This is a genomic window from Corallococcus sp. RDP092CA, from assembly GCF_041903675.1.
Classification (GTDB): domain Bacteria; phylum Myxococcota; class Myxococcia; order Myxococcales; family Myxococcaceae; genus Corallococcus.
Genome location: NZ_JAYESI010000020.1, coordinates 143,055 through 162,120 on the forward strand (window position 1 = coordinate 143,055; position 19,066 = coordinate 162,120).

10 protein-coding genes are annotated in these 19,066 nt (G+C 69.1%); 4 read left to right on the top strand and 6 right to left on the bottom strand.

What is annotated here, in order from left to right; genetic code table 11:
* Positions 1–24: 24 nt before the first annotated feature.
* From U8525_RS21765 to U8525_RS21775, 3 genes are all read left to right on the top strand, one after another.
* Entirely contained in the window at positions 25–1,134 is a 1,110-nt protein-coding gene (locus tag U8525_RS21765) for a DUF444 family protein (protein WP_374268207.1), read from the top strand.
* Positions 1,135–1,175: 41 nt separating this feature from the next.
* On the top strand, positions 1,176–2,669 hold the full coding sequence (locus U8525_RS21770) for a SpoVR family protein (protein ID WP_374268208.1): 1,494 nt from the start codon (positions 1,176–1,178) through the stop codon (positions 2,667–2,669).
* 105 nt (positions 2,670–2,774) lie between these two features.
* Positions 2,775–3,965 (top strand): peptidoglycan DD-metalloendopeptidase family protein, encoded by a 1,191-nt coding sequence (locus U8525_RS21775; RefSeq protein ID WP_374268209.1) that lies wholly within the window; start codon positions 2,775–2,777, stop codon positions 3,963–3,965.
* 70 nt (positions 3,966–4,035) lie between these two features.
* On the opposite strand, the gene U8525_RS21780 is transcribed toward U8525_RS21775, so the two are convergent.
* Entirely contained in the window at positions 4,036–4,623 is a 588-nt protein-coding gene (locus U8525_RS21780) for a DUF2378 family protein (RefSeq protein WP_374268210.1), read from the bottom strand.
* Positions 4,624–4,893: 270 nt separating this feature from the next.
* On the opposite strand from U8525_RS21780, the gene U8525_RS21785 reads away from it, so the two are divergent.
* Entirely contained in the window at positions 4,894–7,401 is a 2,508-nt protein-coding gene (locus U8525_RS21785) for a glycogen/starch/alpha-glucan phosphorylase (RefSeq protein WP_374268211.1), read from the top strand.
* Between the two features lie 50 nt (positions 7,402–7,451).
* Here U8525_RS21785 and U8525_RS21790 read toward each other — a convergent pair whose 3' ends face one another.
* The 5 genes from U8525_RS21790 to U8525_RS21810 form a co-directional block, all read right to left on the bottom strand.
* Positions 7,452–9,404, bottom strand: a complete 1,953-nt coding sequence (locus U8525_RS21790) for a M3 family metallopeptidase (RefSeq protein ID WP_374268212.1) — start codon at positions 9,402–9,404, stop codon at positions 7,452–7,454.
* Between the two features lie 235 nt (positions 9,405–9,639).
* The gene (locus U8525_RS21795) at positions 9,640–13,959 is read right to left on the bottom strand and encodes a lamin tail domain-containing protein (RefSeq protein ID WP_374268213.1); all 4,320 of its coding nucleotides are present in this window, start codon (positions 13,957–13,959) and stop codon (positions 9,640–9,642) included.
* A gap of 125 nt (positions 13,960–14,084) precedes the next feature.
* Positions 14,085–14,888: an SDR family oxidoreductase gene (locus U8525_RS21800; protein ID WP_374268214.1), complete on the bottom strand. Its 804-nt coding sequence runs from the start codon at positions 14,886–14,888 to the stop codon at positions 14,085–14,087.
* Positions 14,889–14,908: 20 nt separating this feature from the next.
* Positions 14,909–18,454 carry a DNA polymerase III subunit alpha gene (gene dnaE / locus U8525_RS21805; RefSeq protein ID WP_374268215.1) on the bottom strand — a complete coding sequence of 1,182 codons (3,546 nt, stop codon included), beginning with the start codon at positions 18,452–18,454 and terminating at the stop codon, positions 14,909–14,911.
* A gap of 344 nt (positions 18,455–18,798) precedes the next feature.
* Complete coding sequence (locus U8525_RS21810) at positions 18,799–18,951, bottom strand: hypothetical protein (RefSeq protein ID WP_374268216.1); 153 nt, start codon at positions 18,949–18,951, stop codon at positions 18,799–18,801.
* Between the last annotated feature and the right edge of the window lie 115 nt (positions 18,952–19,066).

A 19,066-nucleotide genomic window follows, 5' to 3' on the forward strand; every position in this document is an offset into this window, starting at 1 on the left:
CTTGTCCAAGAGGGACGTGACACCGTGACCTTGAAGATCCACCAGGACCACTCCCGCTTCAAACAGATCGTCCGCGGGAAGATCAAAGCCAACCTGCGCAAGTACGTGCAGAAGGGCGAGATGCTGGGCAAGAAGGGCAAGGATGCCATCAGCATCCCCATCCCCTTCATCGACATCCCGCGCTTCAAGTACGGCCACAAGGAGCAGGGCGGCGTCGGACAGGGAGAGGGCGAGGTGGGTCAGCAGCTTGGCCCCGGGGCGGTGGAGCCCGGGGACGGGCACCAGGCCGGCCAGGGCGAGGGAGACCACGCCCTGGAGGTGGACGTCACCCTGGAGGAGCTGGCGCAGATCCTGGGCGAGGAGCTCCAGCTGCCGCGCATCGAGCGGCGGCAGAACGAGCGCATCGTCACGCAGAAGGTGAAGTACACCGGCGTGAACACCACGGGCCCGGAGTCCCTGCGCCACTTCAAGCGCACCTTCAAGCAGGCCCTGAAGCGGCAGATCGCCACCGGCACCTACGACCCGAAGATGCCGGTCATCATCCCCACGCGCGAGGACCGCAGGTACCGCAGCTACAAGCTCCAGGAGCTGCCGGAGACGAACGCGGTCATCATCTACATGATGGACGTGTCCGGCTCGATGGGGGACGAGCAGAAGGAGATCGTCCGCATCGAGAGCTTCTGGCTCGATACGTGGCTCAAGCACCAGTACAAGGGCCTGGAGTCGCGCTACATCATCCACGACGCCGTGGCGCGCGAGGTGGACCGCGACACCTTCTTCCACACCCGCGAGTCCGGCGGGACGATGATCTCCAGCGCGTACAAGCTGTGCCGGGACATCATCCAGGCGGACTACCCGAAGAGCGCGTGGAACATCTACCCGTTCCACTTCAGCGACGGGGACAACTGGAGCGCGGACGACACGCGCCAGTGCATCGAGATGCTCCGCAACGACATCCTCCCGCAGGTGAACCAGTTCGCCTACGGGCAGGTGGAGTCCCCCTACGGCAGCGGGCAGTTCATCAAGGACCTGCGCGAGGCCGTGGGTGACACGAACAACGTCGCCCTGAGCGAGATCGCGGACAAGGACGCCATCTACGCCTCCATCAAGGACTTCCTCGGCAAGGGGCGCTGAAGACGAGCGCTTCTGTCATCCCCCACCGGAGCCACCGCCCCATGCCCAAGAGCCTCACGCCGCGACTCGCCGCGCTTCGGGATGAAATCCACGGCTACGCCAAGGAGTTCGGCCTGGATTTCTTCGACACCGTCTTCGAGATGGTGAGCTACGACGAGATGAACATGGTGGCCGCCTACGGCGGCTTCCCCACCCGCTACCCCCACTGGCGCTGGGGCATGGAGTACGAGCAGCTGGCGAAGGGGTACGAGTACGGGCTCTCCAAGATCTACGAGCTCGTCATCAACAACGACCCCTGCTACGCGTACTTGATGGAGAGCAACCCGGAGGTGGACCAGAAGCTGGTGATGGCCCACGTCTACGGCCACTGCGACTTCTTCAAGAACAACTTCTCCTTCCGGCACACCAACCGCCGGATGATTGACGACATGGCCAACCACGCCACCCGCGTCCGGCGCTGGGTGGACAAGATTGGCGTGGAGAAGGTGGAGGACTTCATCGACCGGACGCTGTCGCTGGAGAACCTCATCGACCAGCACGCGCCCCACATCCGCCGCAACCCGGATCCGCAGCGCGCGGAGGAGGAGGCCAGGTCCAACGAGCGCGTGGAGGGCTTCAAGGTGGACCGCGAGTACATGCGCGGCTTCATCAACCCCTCCGAGTTCATGGACTCCCAGCGCAAGCGCGCGGAGGACGAGAAGCAGCAGCGCAAGCGCTTCCCGGAGCGCCCGCAGCGCGACGTGCTCTACTTCCTCCTGGAGCACGCGCCGCTGGAGCCGTGGGAGGTGGACATCCTCTCCATCCTCCGCGACGAGGCGTACTACTTCGCGCCCCAGGGCCAGACGAAGATCATGAACGAGGGGTGGGCCAGCTACTGGCACTCCACCATCATGACCCGCCGGGCCCTGAAGGACGACGAGATCATCGACTACGCGGACCACCACTCCGGCACCATGGGCGTGCGCCCCGGCGCCATCAACCCGTACAAGCTGGGCATCGAGCTGTGGCGGGACATCGAGGACCGGTGGAACAAGGGCCGGTTCGGCAAGGAGTGGGACGAGTGCGACGACCTCCGCGCGCGCCAGGCCTGGGACAAGAAGCTGGGCGCGGGGCGTGAGAAGATCTTCGAGGTGCGCAAGCACTACAACGACATCACCTTCATCGACACGTTCCTCACCCCGGAGTTCGCCCAGCAGCAGAAGCTCTTCGTCTACGGCTTCAACGACAAGCGCAACTCGTGGGAGATCCTGGACCGCGAGTTCCGCAAGGTGAAGAACAAGCTGCTCACCTCGCTCACCAACTTCGGGCAGCCCATCATCGAGGTGGTGGACGGCAACCACGAGAACCGCTCGGAGCTGCTGCTCGCGCACAAGCACGACGGGCAGGACCTGAAGGGCGACTACGCGCGGGAGACGCTGCGCAACCTCCAGAGCCTCTGGCGGCGGCCGGTGAACATCATCACCCGCTACGAGGGCAAGGGGACCCTCCTGCGCTTCGACGGGCAGCACCACTCGGAAAAGAAAGTGGAGCTGTAAGCCGGCCCCGGGCTCCGGGGCCGGAAGCAGGCAGGCGGGCATGGGAAGTGCGGTCAGGAGTTGGGCGGAGGCCCAACAGTCCTCTACACTCCTGTATCGCCCCCCATGAAGACCGCCTCCCTCCTGTGCCTCGCCGCCCTGGGCGTGGCTTCGACGTCCGAAGCCGCCACCCGCTTCGAAATCAAGAACCGCCGCATCGAGCCGCGCCAGACGCTGGCGGGCGCGCTGCATGAGGCGGCGCTGCCCGATGAGCAGGTGGCGGCGGTCATCTCCGCGCTGGAGGGCGTGTTCGACTTCCGCAAGTCGCGCGTGGGCGACCAGTTCCGGCTGGTGATGCGCGACGGCGAGCTGGACTTCTTCGACTACCGCCAGAGCACCGTGGACGAGTGGCAGGTGCGCCGCGACGGGGAGAAGTACATCGGCAGCAAGCGCTCCATCGAGGTGGAGAAGCAGGTGTCGCTGGTGTCGCTGGAGATCAACTCGTCGCTGTACGAGGCGACGCTGGCCGCGGGCGAGGACCCGTCCATCGGCCTGGTGCTGTCGGACGTGTTCGCGTGGGACATCGACTTCTACCGGGACGTGCGCAAGGGCGACAAGGCGAAGGCCCTGGTGGAGAAGTTCGTCTCCAAGGGCCGCGTGCTGCGCTACGGCGAGGTGCTGGCGGCCACGTACGAGGGCGGCCTGGTGGGCAACAAGCGCGTGTTCCGCTACGTGCTGCCCGACGGCGAGGCCAACTTCTTCCAGGAGGACGGCGCCAGCGCGAAGAAGACCTTCCTCAAGAGCCCGCTGAAGTACGCGCACATCACCAGCAGCTACGGGTCGCGCTTCCACCCGGTGCTCCAGTACGTGAAGAACCACAACGGCGTGGACTACGGCACGCCCGTCGGCACCCCGGTGTGGGCCGTGGCGGACGGCACCGTCGTGTCCGCGGGCAACGCGGGCGCCGCGGGCAACATGGTGGTGCTGCGCCACGCCAACGGCATGGAGACGCAGTACATGCACCTGTCCCGCTTTGGCGACGGCGTGCGCGCCGGCCAGCGCGTGCGGCAGAAGCAGGTGATTGCCTACTCCGGCAACACCGGCCGCACCACCGGCCCGCACCTGCACTTCGGCCTGAAGCGCAACGGCACCTACGCCAACCCGCTCACCCAGAAGTTCCCCCGCGCGGATCCGCTGCCCAAGGAGCTGACGGCGGACTTCCTCGCCAGGGCGCAGGACCTGGCCCAGCAGCTGGACGCCGTGTCCGTGGCCGCCGTCGCCGGCAAGGCGGGCCCGCCGCCCACCGCCACGAAGTAGCGCGGACGCCCGCGTCGCCAGCCCCCGGGCCCCCTCCCCTTCACGGCGGAGCGGGGCCCGTCGCGTCTCCTCAGGTCCACTCGATGAGGAACTCGGAGTCGCCCAGGCGCCGCTCGGTGCCCCGCACGCGGCCCTCGCGGCGCAGCGCGGCGAGGGGGCCGGCCAGGATGCCCTCGTGGACCTCCACGGGCAGCAGGTCGTCCTTGAACGAGAGCCGCACGCGCTTGTCACCCAGGGCCTGGTACTCGCGCTGCCCGTAGCTCACCGCGGTGGAGTACGACGCGGCCGCGTTGCTGTAGAGGCGCTTGGGGTCCCCGCCGCTGGCGGTGAGGCGCAGGAGCGTCTGCCCCACGGTGGACTCGAAGAACGTCCCGACGATGGCCTCCCCGCACGCCCGCAGCACCGCGCCGCGCGTGCCGTATTCCGGTTGCAGCGCTTCGGACGCGAAGGCGAGCAGCCGCAGGAAGTCCACCGCCGGGTACGAGAAGAAGTCCACCGGGCTTCGCGGCAGGAGCGGCGCGCGCAGGCGCTCCGCGGCGTCGCGGCCCAGCCGCTGATGCACCAGCCGCAGCACCGCCGCGAAGCTCAACCCCCGCACGGTGTCCCCCGGCCGCGTGAGGGCGATGCGCGCTTCGAGGTCATCCAGGGGGAAAGACATTCGCGGAGCGTTGTACCTCAATTCCTAGAACTTCCGGTCTTTCCATGAGAGCGCCGCGCGTGGCCTGGGGCCGCGGCGCGTCACCACGGGTCCCCGGGTACCTTCCCTCCCTGGCGGAGGAAGCGGCCGACCCTCGGGGAGGCGCGTGGGTTTCCCCTGCCCTGGGCTGGCGTGACACGGTACCCTTTCCGCCATGGGCGCCCCGCGTCAAAGGCACGGGGCGCCTTCGCAGTCCTCCCACCCCTTCGCGACCCTCGAGACGACCGACTTATGGCTCCTCCCGCCTCCGCGCGCCCCGCATCGTCCCCGTCCTCCGCCTCGGGAGCCCCCGAAGACAGCGGCCGCACCGGGCTCGACGCGGCCAGCGTCCGTCGCGGCTTCTTCGAACACGTGCGCTATTCGCGCGGCAAGAACCCGGAGACGGCCACCGCGCACGACCGCTTCATGGCGCTGTCGCTGGCCGTCCGCGACCGGCTCACGGACCGCTGGGTGAAGACGGCGCGCACCTACTACGAGAAGGACGTCAAGCGCGCCTACTACCTGTCCGCGGAGTACCTGCTGGGTCGCGCGCTGGGCAACAACCTGCTCAACCTGAACATGTACGAGGCCGCGGCCGCCGCCATGCAGGACGTCGGCGTGGACCTGAACCAGCTGCTGGAGATGGAGCCGGACGCGGGCCTGGGCAACGGCGGCCTGGGCCGGCTGGCGGCGTGCTTCCTGGATTCGCTGGCCACCCTGGGCTACCCGGGCATGGGCTACGGCATCCGCTACGAGTTCGGCATCTTCACCCAGGAGCTGGTGGGCGGACACCAGGTGGAGCGCGCGGACGAGTGGCTGAAGTTCGGCAACCCGTGGGAGATCGTCCGGCCGGAGAAGGCCGTGCCGGTGCGCTTCTACGGGCGCGTGGAGCACCACCAGGACGCGGATGGCCGGCCGGTGGCGCGCTGGGTGGGCGGCAAGACGGTGGTGGGCGTGCCGTACGACACGCCCATCGCGGGCTACGGCAACAACACCGTCAACACGCTGCGGCTGTGGCAGGCGCGCGCGAGCGCGGAGTTCGACCTGCTCCTGTTCAACGCCGGTGACTACGAGCGCTCCGTGGTGGAGAAGAACGACTCGGAGGTCATCTCCAAGGTCCTCTACCCCAACGACGCGTTCCAGGCGGGCAAGGAGCTGCGCCTCAAGCAGCAGTACTTCTTCGTGGCGTGCTCCATCGCGGACATCGTCCGGCGCTACCTGAAGAACCACAACGACTTCCGGGACTTCTCCAGGAAGTGCGCCATCCAGCTCAATGACACGCACCCGGCCATTGGCGTGGCGGAGCTGATGCGCGTGCTGGTGGACGAGCGGCGCCTGCTCTGGGACGAGGCCTGGTCCATCACCCAGGAGACGTTCGGCTACACCAACCACACGCTCCTGGCGGAGGCCATGGAGCGCTGGCCGGTGTCGCTGTTCGAGCGGCTGCTGCCGCGGCACCTGGAGATCATCTATGAGATCAACCAGCGCTTCATGCGCCAGGTGCAGATCCGCTACCCGTTCGACGTGGAGAAGCAGCAGCGGATGAGCCTGGTGGAGGAGGGCCCGGAGAAGAAGATCCGCATGGCCCACCTGGCCGTGCTGGGCAGCCACAGCGTCAACGGCGTGGCCGCGCTGCACACGGACCTGCTGCGCCGGGACGTGCTGCCGGACTTCGCGCAGATGTACCCGGAGCGCTTCAACAACAAGACCAACGGCGTGACGCCGCGCCGGTGGCTGGCGTGGTGCAACCCGCGCCTGTCCAAGCTCATCACCAGCCGCATTGGCGGGGGCTGGGTCACGGACCTGGATCAGCTCCGGAAGCTGGAGTCGCACGCGGAGGATCCGGAGTTCCGCAAGGCCTTCCGCGAGGTGAAGCGCGCCAACAAGGAGGAGCTGGCCCAGCACGTGAAGGACCTGCGCTGGGTGCAGCTCAACCCGGACGCCATCTTCGACGTGCAGATCAAGCGCCTGCATGAGTACAAGCGGCAGCTGCTGGACGCGCTGCACATCGTGGCGCTGTGGATGAAGGCGCGGCGCGACCCGGGCAGCATCATCCACCCGCGCGCGTTCCTCTTCGGCGCGAAGGCGGCGCCGGGCTACCACCTGGCGAAGCTGACCATCCGGCTGATCAACGGCATCGCGGAGGTGGTCAACAGCGACGCGGGCGCCACGGGGTTGCAGGTGGTGTTCCTGCCCAACTACCGGGTGAGCCTGGCGGAGCGCATCATCCCCGCGGCGGACGTGTCCGAGCAGATTTCGACGGCGGGCTGGGAGGCCTCCGGCACGGGCAACATGAAGCTGATGCTCAACGGCGCGCTGACGCTGGGCACGCTGGACGGCGCCAACGTCGAGATCCGGGAAGCGGTGGGCGACGAGAACTTCTTCCTCTTCGGCCTCACGGCGGACGAGGTCATCGCGCGCAAGAAGGCCGGCTACAAGCCGCGCGAGGTGTACGAGTCCAACACGGAGCTGCGCGACGCGCTGAACCTCATCCGCGACGGCTTCTTCTCGCCGGAGGACCGCAACCTCTTCCAGCCGCTGGTGGACAGCCTGCTCAACGAGGACCGCTACCTGGTGCTGGCGGACTTCGCGGCGTACGCGGCGAAGCAGGAGGAGGTGGCGCGCGCCTACAAGGACCCGGAGTCGTGGACGAAGAAGTGCATCATCAACGTCGCCCGCGCGGGCATCTTCTCCTCCGACCGCACCATCAAGCAGTACGCGGAGGAGATCTGGCGCGTGCAGGAGACGGACGTGGAGTGACGTGAGGCCCCGGGCGGCCCCGGCCATACGCCGGGGCCCCAGGCCGTCACTCAGGCGGCCTTGTTGAGCCAGGCCTCGTACGCGCGGAAGTCGTAGTCGCGGCCGAGGAAGTGGTGCACCAGGTGCGCGGCGTCGTCGGAGCCGCCCGGCTCCAGCACGGCGCGGCGGTAGGCCCGCGCGGGCTCCGGGTTGAGCAGGCCCTTCGTCTGGAAGACCGTGAAGAGGTCCTTCGCGATGACCAACGACCACATGTACGTGTAGTAGTTGGACGAGTACCCGTCCAGGTGCCCGAAGGTGAGGTGGAAGTACGTGCCCTCCAGGTACGGGAAGGGGATGTACTGGCGCTGCAGCTCGCGCACGAGCGCGGTGGCGTCCAGGCGCTTCGGGTCGCGCCGGTACAGCTCCAGGCTGAGCGCCGCGTAGAACATCTGCTGGCGCACGAAGAGGCCCTTGCCGAACTCGTCCGCGGCGAGCATGCGCTCCACCAGCTCCGCGGGCAGCGCCTCCCCCGTCTGGTAGTGCTTCGCGAAGGTCTGCAGGCACGTCACGTCGCGCGCCCACTCCTCCAGCATCTGCGACGGCGCCTCCACGAAGTCCCACTCCGTGCGCACGCCGGACAGGCCCGCCCACTTCGTGTGGCCGCCGAAGATGTGGTGCAGGAGGTGGCCGAACTCGTGGAAGAAGGTCTCCACGTCGCCGTGCTGCATGAGCGCGGGCTCCGCGCCGGGCTTGGGGAAGTTGCAGATGAGCGCGCCTTCCGGCAGCCGCCGGCCTGCCTTGCCGCTGGTCAGCGTGAACTGGGCCGCGTGCTTGTACTTGTCCGCGCGCGGGTGCATGTCCAGGAAGAAGCGGCCCTTGAGCGTCGGGCCTTCATAGACGTCGTAGGCCTCCACGTCCGGGTGCCACACGGGCACGTCCTTCACCGGGCGGTAGGTGACGCCGAAGAGGCGCGCGGTCAGGTCCAGCACGCCCTGCTTCACGCGCGTGTACTCGAAGTAGGGGCGCACCGTCTGCGAGTCGAAGGCGTACTGCTCCGCCTTCACGCGGTCATCCAGGTAGCCGGAGTCCCACGGGTCCACCTTGTCGGCCGCCGGGTCGTCCTTGCGCTTGCGCTCCAGGAGCACCGCGTAGTCGCGCTCCATGCGCGCCTCGGACGCGTCGGCGATCTTCCGGATGAAGGTGCCCGCGGCGTCCGCGGTGCGCACCATCTTGTCCTCGGTGGCGTAGGCGGCCCAGTGCGGGTAGCCCAGGAGCGTGGCCAGCTCGTGGCGCTTCTGGACCAGCTTCTGGAGCACGTCCACGTTGGCGGGGTAGCCGCGCTGGCGGTTGGTGCGCCAGAGCTGCTCGCGGGCCTTGCCGTCGCGCGCGTAGGTGAGGAAGGGCACCAGGTCCGGGTAGTCCGTGGAGATGCGCACCAGACCGTCCGCGCCGGGGGCGTGCGCGCGCACGTAGTCCTCCGGCAGGCCGTCCAGCGCGCCCGGGGGCAGCGACACCGTGCGGGTGTCCTGGCTGATGTTGCGGCTGAACTCCTGGCCAATGCGGACCAGCTCCTCCTGGAGCGCCTTCACCTTCGCGCGGGTGGCGTCGTCGCGGTCCACGCCGGCGCGGCGGAAGTCGCGCAGCACCTTCTCCATCCACTTGCGCGTGGCGGCGTCCGCCTGGGACAGGTCCACGCGCGCCAGGACGTCGTAGACGCCCCGGTCCATGCGGATGTCGTTGGCCAGGTTCTCGATGGCCTGCTCCGCCTGCTCCGCGGCCTCGCGCAGGGCGGCCTCCGGGTGCGTGTGGCGCACGACGCTGGCGCGCGCGGCGGCGTCATCCAGCGCGGCGGAGGACTCGTCGAACAGCTCCAGGACCTCCTGGGAGGGCGTGGTGGCGGGCAGCGTCTTCAGGCGCGCGATGCCGTCGCGGGCCCTGGCCAGGGCCTCCTCGCTCGCGCGGCGGAACTCCTCCGGCGGACAGGTGACGTGGCGGGCGGCGTCGGGGACCAGGGGCTCGGACACGGGATGGGCTCCTCTCAAGCCGTGGGTGTCGGGGAAGGTGCCCAAAGCTAATGCGCTCCGCTCGCCCTGGCAGCATCCGTGTGGCGTGGCGAACGCGGGTGCCGGACAGTGGACGCCCTCCCCTGCCCCGTCCGTCGGGCGGCGGACGGGCGGGCGGTGCATCAACGGCGGAAGGCCGCCCCGGCGTGCATGCCCGCGGCGGCCTTCCTGGGACTTCAAGGGTGAGCCAGGGGCGTCAGTAGAACTCGAGCGGGCTCTGGGAGCTCTGCGGCTGCCGGACGGTGCGGGTCACGAAGTCGCTGGCGTTGTTGTCCGTGTCCTGCCCATTGCCCCGGTCGGCGTCCGCGCCGCCCACGGCCATGGTGTCAGAGGTAGAGGTGGACACGGCCTTGCGCTCCAGGCTCCCGCCCGCCGCCGGATGAGACGGGGCCGCGGTGCCCTCGGGGGAGTTCCCGGTGCCCCACCCCAGCTTGTCCACGTCCTCGTAGTCCGAGCCCACGGGGCGCTGGATGCGGACGTGGCCGCCACTCGTCGTGGAGGCCGAGGCGTCGAAGGTGTAACCGAGGTCCTTGGCGGCCGTGCCCGTGCCGCTGTAGTTGGCCCCGCCCAGGAGGAAGTAGCCGTGGGCGCGGATGACCTTCCCGGCCGGAATGGTGACGGTCCCGGTCCAGTTGCTCCCGGTGGCGGACTTGTAGCTGACCAGCCAGTTGGACAGGTCCACGTCCGCGTTCGTCGGGTTGTAGAGCTCGATGAACTCATCCGTCGCGCCCGTGCCACCGCCGTTGCCGCCGCTGAACTCGCTGATGACCACGTGGTTCGTCAGCGGCACCGGCCCGCTCACCTTCACCGTCACCGAGCCATAGGTGCCCCCGGGCGGATCCACCTTGCCGGACTGGTCGCAGTACACCCACTCCCCACCCGTGAACCGGTAGCGGAAGCCGTAGCTGTACGTGCCGGGCGTGGAGATCTGGAGGACCGCCCGCATCTCGTCGTTGTTCGAGTCCGGCGAGGTGAAGCCCGGGTTGAAGTCCGCCGACGTCCACGTCCAGTCCGCCGGGTTGGTGGCGTCCGTGCCGTAGCCCAGCTGCGCCTCGATGAAGGGGTAGAGGTCGTTGCCCTTCGTGTTCCGCTGCGTGACGTCGTGGCTGTAGAACTGGCTGAAGATTTCGTAACTGTCGGTGGGGCTGATCTCCGCCGGGTAGGCGCCGTCAGGCGACGGGAACGTCTTCGGGTACTGGATGGCGCAGTAGCTCACCGGCTTCTCCACGTTGAGCCCGCAGTCGTCGTTGGCCTGGCCCGGCGTGCCCCTGTCCCCGCCGGACAGGCTGCCGGTGGAGTCACACCAGTACCAGGCCCGGGCGCTGCCCTTCGTGCCCACGATGCTGGACGCGAGGCTCATGGCCCGCCCCGGCGTCTGGGGGAACGCGCTGGTGTACGTCAGGCTGTCCACCGTCACCGTGCCCTGCTTGAGCGTGATGGAGCCCGTGCTGTCCATGGAGATGTCCGTGCCCCAGGCGTCGTTCCCCGCCACGCCGCCGTTGTTGGCGAAGTTCGCGTTCTGCGCGAGCACCGTGCGGCCTCCCGCCGGCACCAGCAGCGCGTGGCCGTGGTTCACCGTGAACGACGTGGCCGTGCCCGCGCCGTCCACCAGCTCCACCCGCAGGCCATTGGCGTCCAGCAGCTTCGACGTGGTGTTGGTCAGCTCCAGGTACTCCGTGGTGCCCGCGGACGGCGAGTGCATCACCTCCGACAGGACCAGCTCCCCCGCGCCCGGGTGCGGCGCGGTGGTGCACGCGCCCGCGTAGCAGACCGCGTCCGCGCCAGTGCAGGCCTGGAGCGTCATCTCGCCGTCCACGCAGGTCGGCGCGCCGTCCTGCACCACGCACATGGACGCGTAGACCTCCAGCGACGTGCCGTCCTCCGCGCACTGGGACGCGGGCGGCGTGCACACGTAGCCGTCGCACGGGCTGGTGGTGGCCGTGCTCGCCGTGGCCAGCGCGCTGGCGTTGTCCGCGCCGTCGAACACCTTCAGCGCGAAGTGGTACGTCGTGGCCTCCGTCAGGCCGGTGACGGTGAAGGACTCCGCCGTGCCCGCCGTCTTCGGCGCGCTCACGCCCGTCACGAGCGTGGCCGAGTCGAAGTTGGCGTCGGTGATGGCGGACGTGGCGTAGCGCAGCTCGTAGCGCGCGGCCGTGCCCAGGACGCCGTCGTCACCCGGGGCCTGCCAGTCCAGCCGGATGCTGTCGCCAGACACCGCCGTCGCGCTGAAGCCCGCCGCCGCGGCCGGCGCCTGCGTGTCGGTGACGGTCAGGTCTCCGGAGGTCGCGCCCTGGAAGCCGTCCGCGCTCGCCTGGAGCTGATACGTGCCTTCGTCGTCGATGGTGAGGTCGCTGAAGGTGGCCAGGCCGTCCACGAGGGGGCGCGTGGGGATGCCCTGGGCGAACGAGCCGCCCACCAGCGCCAGCTGCACGTCACCCTGCGCGTCGTTGACGGGGTTGCCGTAGGCGTCCAGCGCCCCCTCCTGGATGCTCGCCAGCTCCTGCCGCACCGAGCCCGTCGTGGGCGCGGAGGCGAAGACCAGCCGGCTCGCGCTCGCGGGAACGAGGGTGAACGTGTGCGAGGCCGTGAGCGCCGGCTCCGCCACGTCCGCCACGGAGACCGACTGGCCCCCCACGGTGCGCAGCTCCACGCTGAAGGTGTGGCGGCCCTCGTCCAGCAGGGTGAACGTGTACGCGCCGGGCAGCACCGCCTGCGGATCCGAGGAGGTGAAGGTCACCGTGGAGGCGTAGTCCTTCGCCACGTTGCCGTAGGTGTCACGCGCCACCAGCTCGTAGCCGAGCGGCTGGCCCGCGCCGAAGGGGCCCGCGCTCGCGAGGACCTCCAGGGATGCGGCCGCGATGGCGCGCACCTCCACGTCCACCGTCGCGGTGAGGGCCGTGTTCGCGGTGTCCGTGGCGATGAGCGACTGCGTGCCCGCCGTCTTGAACACCAGGCCGGAGACGGTCTTCTCGCCCTGGTCCGCTGGCGCGAAGACCGCGTCCGCGGGCAGCTCCGCCTGCGCGTCCGACGACGTGAAGCGCACCGTGCCGGAGTAGTCCTGGAGGCGGTTGCCGTGGACATCCGTCACGGACACCGTCACGTCGTTCGCGTCGCCCGCGTCGACCGGCTCCGTGAAGGCCGACAGCACGAGCTTCGCCGCGGCGCCAGCGCCCACCGTGAAGGCCTGGCTCACCTGGGTCAGCGCGCCCGCGGTGGCCGTGAACGTGAACGTGCCCGCCGTGTCCACGTGCAGGCCGGAGAAGGTGGCCACGCCGTCCACCGCCGCCACCGTCACCGGCGGGAAGCCCGGCTGGCCGGTGAGGCTCAGCGTCACCGCCGTGGTGGCCTCGGAGACGACGTCGCCGCTGGAGTCCAACAGCGACACGGCCACGTTCGCGAGGGTCGAGCCCGCGGTGCCATTCGAAGGCTGCTGCGTGAACGCCAGCGTCGAGACCGCCTTGGCGGACACCATCACCCTGAACTCGAAGGAGAAGGCGCCCGCGCTGTCCGCGAGGGTCAGGAGCTGGGGCCCGGCCGTGCGGAAGGTGATGCCCTGGAACTTGAACCGCCCCGCGTCCACGGCGGTGAACGTGTGCGCGGCGGGCAGCGTCGCGGCCGCGTCCGTGGACGTCAGCGCCACCGTGCCCGTGTAGCTCGTCACCACGTTGCCGTAGAGGTCCTCCAGCGTGACCTCCAGGTCCTGGGCCACGCCCGCGGTCGCGAAGTCAGGCAGGGGGTCCAGCCCCAGCCCCTTCACCGCGCCCGGCGCCACCGTGAAGACGGTGCTGGCCACGGGCTCGAAGCCCGGCGCGTTCGCCATGAAGGAGTAGCCAGCGCCCGCCTTCTTCAGCACCACGTCCGGGAAGGTCGCGACGCCGTTCACCGCCGCCACCGTCAGCAGGCCCTCTGGGAACACGATGCCACCGGAGCCCAGCGACAGCGTCACCTCCGCGGCGCTGTCCGTCACCACGGCGCCGGCGCCGTTGCGCACCTCCACCACCAGGCCCTGGAGCGGCTCGCCCGCCACGCCATCCGGCAGCGCCGAGCGGAACGCCAGCGTCCTCACGGCGTCGACGTCGGCGAACTCCACCGTGGCCGTCTGGGTGAGCGTCACCAGCTTGCCGGTGTCGTCCTTCACGGACGCCCTCACCGTCTTCACGCCCGGCGCCGTGGACTTCACGTGCGCCTGCGCCTCGCCGTTGATGCCGGTGACGAGCGCCGGCTCCAGGACGGAGGCCCCCTCCCCCTCCACCGTCACCGACACGGCGCGCCCGGACAGCCGCGAGCCGTCCGCCTTGCGCAGCGCCGTCACCGTGACGAGCGCGGCGTCGTCGCCGTTCGCCAGCACGCCCGTGGGCCGGTCCACCGTCACCGTGGAGGCCTCGGCGTCCACCACGCTCTCCACCTCGGGCGGGGGTTGCGGGGAGACTCCGGAGTCGTTGCAGCCGAGCGACAGCCCTAGACACAGCACGCTCAACCCCAGACAGCGAGCGAGCACAGCAATCCGTGGGGACATGGATGTCTCCGTCCAGCGAGCAGCCCCGCGCGGCAGCGTGCGCATCGCGCGGAGTCGCAGTGCTTTCTAGCAGACATCCTCCGGTCGCCGCGAAACGGCACCCGGGCGTTGCACCTCGGCTGGAATCAGCCGTTGAGGGCCTGGAGCAGCGCGGCGCCGCCCAACAGGGACTGCCCCCCGTCGCAGACCATGATGGCGCCGGTGATGTACGACGCGGCGTCCGACGCGAGGAAGAGGGCCAGCCGGGCGATGTCGTCCGGCTTTCCGAAGCGCTGGAGCGGCAGGGCCTCCGCGAGCTTCTGCCGGGCGCCCTCGGACGGGGCGAGGCGGCTCATGCCCTCGGTGCCTTCAATGGGGCCCGGGGTGATGGCGTTGACGCGCACACCGGCGGCGCCCCACTCGATGGCGAGCACGCGGGTGAGCATGTCCACGCCGGCCTTGGCGGCGCAGACGTGGGCCTGCATGGCCATGGGCAGGTACGCCTGGGGCGCGGAGATGTTGATGACGGCGGCGCCCGGCTTGCGCAGGTGCTCGAAGGCGGCGCGGGACACGTTGAAGGTGCCCAGCACGTCGATGTCCATCACCGCCTTGAAGCCGTTGGAGGACATGCCCAGCGCGGGCGCGGGGAAGTTGCCGGCGGCGCCGCACACCAGCACGTCGAGCTCGCCGTAGGCGTCCCTCACCTGCTGGAGCGACTTCTCCACGGCCGCGTAGTCGCGCACGTCCGCGGCCACGCCCATGGCGGTGCCGTGGGCCGTCAGGCCCTTCACCGCGCCCTCCAGCTTCTCCACGTTGCGGCCGTTGATGGCCACCTTCGCGCCCGCCTTCACCAGCGCGGTGGCGATGCCGAGGTTGATGCCGCTGCTGCCGCCGGAGACGAACGCCGTCTTGCCCTTGAGCAGCCCATCCTTGAACACGCTGTCCGCCATGGAGTCGCTTCCTTTCGAGATCAGCCGAACTCCACGACCTTCTGCCCGAAGAGGCGGTCCACCGCGAGGAGCAAATCGTCGTTCACCTGCACCTTGAGGGTGGTGCCGGAGATGTGCGCCTCGCCCTCGCCCGGGAACAGCACGCTCACCGCCACCGGCGTCGCGCCCGCGTACTTCTTCGCCAGCTCGTTGAGCTTCGCCAGCCGCTCCTCCGTGACGATGTCCGCGGGCAGCCGCAGCTCCAGGCGCTTGGTGCGCTTCTCACGCACGGCCTTGAGGCTCTGGATGTCCTCGACGATGAGCTCCGCGGTGGGCGTGTTCTCGTCGCGCTGGGAGATCTGCACGGTGCCGGTGACGAGGATGGGGTCGTCCGACTTGAGCAGGTGCTCCCAGTGCTCGTAGCCCGGCTTGGGGCCCTGCTTGGACCACTTGCCGTCCTTGCCCATCACGTTGCGCGTGCCGTCCTTGCCGGGGAAGCACACCAGCTCCGTGGAGCCGGACAGGTCCTCGATGGTGACCCACGCCATGCGCTTGCCCGTCTTGGTGGGGCGCTCGCGCAGCACGGTGATGATGCCCGCCACGGTGAGCTTCTCGTCGCGGCGCGCGCGCTGCACGGCGGTGATGGGCCGCGCGTAGCGCTTGAGCTCCTTCTCGTACTGGTACAGCGGGTGGCCGGACACGTAGAAGCCGATGGCCTCCTTCTCGAAGGCGAGGCGCTCCTTCTCCGGCCACTCCTCCACCTGCGCGTAGTCGTCCTTGAGGCCGCCGCCGGTGGACTCGGGGCCCGCGAGCATGCCGAACAGCGAGCTCTGCCCCGCGGCGCGGTCCTTCTGGCTGGAGGAGCCGCGGTTCATCGCGCGCTCGATGGTCTCGAAGAGCTGCGCGCGGGGGCGCTTCTCGAAGTCGAAGGCGCCGGCCTTGACCAGCGCCTCCAGCACCTTGCGGTTGACGCGGCGGCCGTCCACGCGCTCGCAGAAGTCGAAGAGGCTCTTGAAGGGGCCCTCCTTGCGCGCCTCCAGGATGGACTCGATGGCGCCCTCGCCCACGCCCTTGATGGCGCCCAGCCCGAAGCGGATCTTCCCGTCCACCGCGCCGAAGGCCAGGTCGGACTGGTTCACGTCCGGGGGCAGCACCTGCGTGCCCGCCTCGCGGGCCTCGCCGATGTGCTTCACGACCTTGTCGGTGTTGTCCTTCTCGCTGGTGAGGAGGGCGGCCATGAACTCGCACGGGTAGTGGGCCTTGAGCCACGCCGTGTGGATGGTGACCAGGCCGTACGCCGCGGAGTGGCTCTTGTTGAAGCCGTACTCGGCGAACTTCTCCATCAGGTCGAAGATCTCGCCCGCGACCTTCAGGTCCACGTTGTTGTTCTTGCAGCCCTCCAGGAAGCCGGCGCGCTCGGCCTGCATGACCTCGGCCTTCTTCTTGCCCATGGCGCGGCGAAGGAGGTCGGCGCGGCCCAGGGTGTAGCCTCCCAGCACCTGGGAGATCTGCATCACCTGTTCCTGGTAGACGATGACGCCGTAGGTGTCCTTGAGCACCGGCTCCAGCTTGGGGTGCGGATAGGACACCTTCTCCCGGCCGTGCTTGCGGTTGATGAAGACGTCCACCATGCCGGAGTCCAGCGGGCCCGGGCGGTAGAGGGCGCCGGCGGCGATGACGTCCTCGAAGCAGGTCGGCTTGAGCTTCATCACCATTTCGGTGAAGCCGCTGGACTCCATCTGGAAGACGCCGGCGGTGTCGCCGTCCGCCATCAGCTTCCACATCTTCTCGTCATCCAGCGGGATCTCGTGCCGCTTGATGTCCTTGCCGTGGTTGCGGTTCACCAGGTCCAGCGCGTGCTGGATGACGGTGAGCGTCTTCAGGCCGAGGAAGTCGAACTTCACCAGGCCCGCGGCCTCCACCTCGTCCTTGGCGAACTGGGTGATGAGGATCTTCTCACCGGGCGGCTGGTAGACGGGCACGAACTCCCAGAGCGGCTTGTCCGCGATGACCACGCCCGCGGCGTGCATGCCGGGCTGGCGGTGCAGGCCCTCCAGCGCGAGCGCGATCTCCAGCACGTCCTTGGTGGTGACGGGGTTGCCCTCCACCTCGCCGATGTTCTGGGGCTTTTCGATCATCTCCTTGAGGCGAGGCTCCATCTCGATGGCCTCCTTCAAGGTGATGTTGAGGACCTCGGGCACCAGCTTGGCGATGCGGTCGCCTTCGCTGAAGGGCAGGCCGAAGACGCGGCACACGTCGCGCAGCACGCTCTTGGCCTTGAGCGAGCCGAACGTGATGATCTGCCCCACGTTCATCTCGCCGTACTTGCGGCCCACGTACTTGATGACCTCGTCGCGCCGGTCCTGGCAGAAGTCGATATCGAAGTCCGGCATCGACACGCGCTCCGGGTTGAGGAAGCGCTCGAAGAGGAGGTTGTACGGGATGGGGTCCAGGTCGGTGATGCGCAGCGCGTAGGCCACCAGCGACCCCGCGCCGGAGCCGCGGCCCGGGCCCACCGGGATGTTGTGGTCCTTGGCCCAGTTGATGAAGTCCTGGACGATGAGGAAGTAGCCGCTGAAGCCCATGCGCTGGATGACGCCCAGCTCCAGCGTGAGGCGCGCCTGGTACTGCTCGCGGTCGATGGGGTACTGGCCCTCCAGCTCCTTGAAGCGCTGGCGCAGGCCCTCGTAGGCCAGCTCCGACATGAAGCTGTCCGGGGTGTGGCCGTCCGGCACCTTGAACGTGGGGAGCATGGGCTTGCCCAGCTTCAGCTCCACGTTGCACATCTCCGCGATGCGCATGCTGTTGTGCACGGCCTCCGGCGAGTCGGAGAAGAAGCCGAGCATCTCCTCCGGGCTCGTGACGTAGAGCTTGTCGGTGGAGTGGCGCAGGCGCTTGTTGTCCGCGAGCGTCTTGCCGCTGGCGATGCACATGAGCAGCTCGTGCGCCTTCGCGTCCTCGCGCTTGATGTAGTGCGCGTCCGCGGTGGCGACGAGCGGGATGTCCAGGTCGCGCGACAGCTGCTTGAGGTTCTCGTTGGCCTTGTCCTGCTCGACCATGCCGTTGGACTGGACTTCCAGGTAGAAGCTGTCCGGCTCGAAGATGCCCTTGTATTCGGCGGCCACGCGGCGGGCGTGGTCCATGTCGCCGCGGAAGCACGCGCTGGTAACCTCACCGCCCAGGCACGCGGTGAGGCCGACGAGCCCCTTGCTGTGCTCCGCGAGCACCTGCTTGTCGATGCGCGGGTGGTAGTAGAACCCGTTCATGTACGCGGTGGAGGAGAGGTAGCGCAGGTTGGCGTAGCCCTCCGCGTTCTTGGCCAGGAGGATGAGGTGGTGGGCCACCTTCTCCGAGCGGTCCTCGCGCCCCTTGGGGCCGGCGACGTAGGCCTCCAGGCCGAGGATGGGCTTGATGCCGGCGTCCTTGGCCTTCTTGTAGAAGTCGATGGTGCCGAACATGTTGCCGTGGTCCGTCACGGCCACGCTCGACATGCCCTTCTCCTTCACCGTCTTGATGAGGTCCTTCATCCGGATGGCCCCATCCAGCAGCGAATAAAGGGTGTGGAGGTGAAGGTGGGTAAAGGACATGGGCGTTCCGGCTCCCGGTGAAGAAAGAGGCGCCTGAACACTAGAGCCCGCAACCCCTGCTCGCCAGTCCAGTGACGGGCCCGGGAGCAGGAAGGGGGGAGGCCGCGTGCGGGGCCCGGAAAACCGGCCTGGGAGACACCGGGAGCGGAATTTCCGCCCCCCGTCCGTCCGGGCGGAGGGGGGCCACCGTGGGAGGCATGACCACGCTGCCCCAGGATGCCCGCCGCCGCCCGTACACCGCCGACGCTCGCCCGGGCCCTCCTGCCAGGCTGCCGGGCGGGCCGGCGCGTCTTCCTGGCGCGCTACACGCGGTGTGCCCTGCTGGACATGCCACCGGGAGGGCTTCAGGGCCCGGCGAGCGCAGCGGGCGCAGGGGGCCGGGCCTCCATCCGTCGCAGCCCCCGCCATGCGCCGACGAAGGCCAGCGCGCACACCGCCAGCAGCGTCATGACCTTGAGCTTCTCCATCAGCATGGAGTAGCGCCCGTAACCGTTCACCGGTTGGTGCCTGCTTGAAGGGGCTGCCGGGCAGCGTACGGTGGGCGGGGCGGCGCTCGACGGTGTTGGCTGTGACGTGACACACCGCGACTCATGGCGGAACTCGACCCCCGAG

Bases quoted from the DNA above. Each gene is read 5' to 3' on its own strand.
- U8525_RS21770 (WP_374268208.1), top strand. From the start codon at position 1,176: ATGCCCAAGAGCCTCACGCCGCGACTCGCCGCGCTTCGGGATGAAATC.
- U8525_RS21775 (WP_374268209.1), top strand. From the start codon at position 2,775: ATGAAGACCGCCTCCCTCCTGTGCCTCGCCGCCCTGGGCGTGGCTTCG.
- U8525_RS21780 (WP_374268210.1), bottom strand. From the start codon at position 4,623: ATGTCTTTCCCCCTGGATGACCTCGAAGCGCGCATCGCCCTCACGCGG.
- U8525_RS21785 (WP_374268211.1), top strand. From the start codon at position 4,894: ATGGCTCCTCCCGCCTCCGCGCGCCCCGCATCGTCCCCGTCCTCCGCC.
- U8525_RS21795 (WP_374268213.1), bottom strand. From the start codon at position 13,959: ATGTCCCCACGGATTGCTGTGCTCGCTCGCTGTCTGGGGTTGAGCGTG.
- U8525_RS21800 (WP_374268214.1), bottom strand. From the start codon at position 14,888: ATGGCGGACAGCGTGTTCAAGGATGGGCTGCTCAAGGGCAAGACGGCG.
- dnaE (WP_374268215.1), bottom strand. From the start codon at position 18,454: ATGTCCTTTACCCACCTTCACCTCCACACCCTTTATTCGCTGCTGGAT.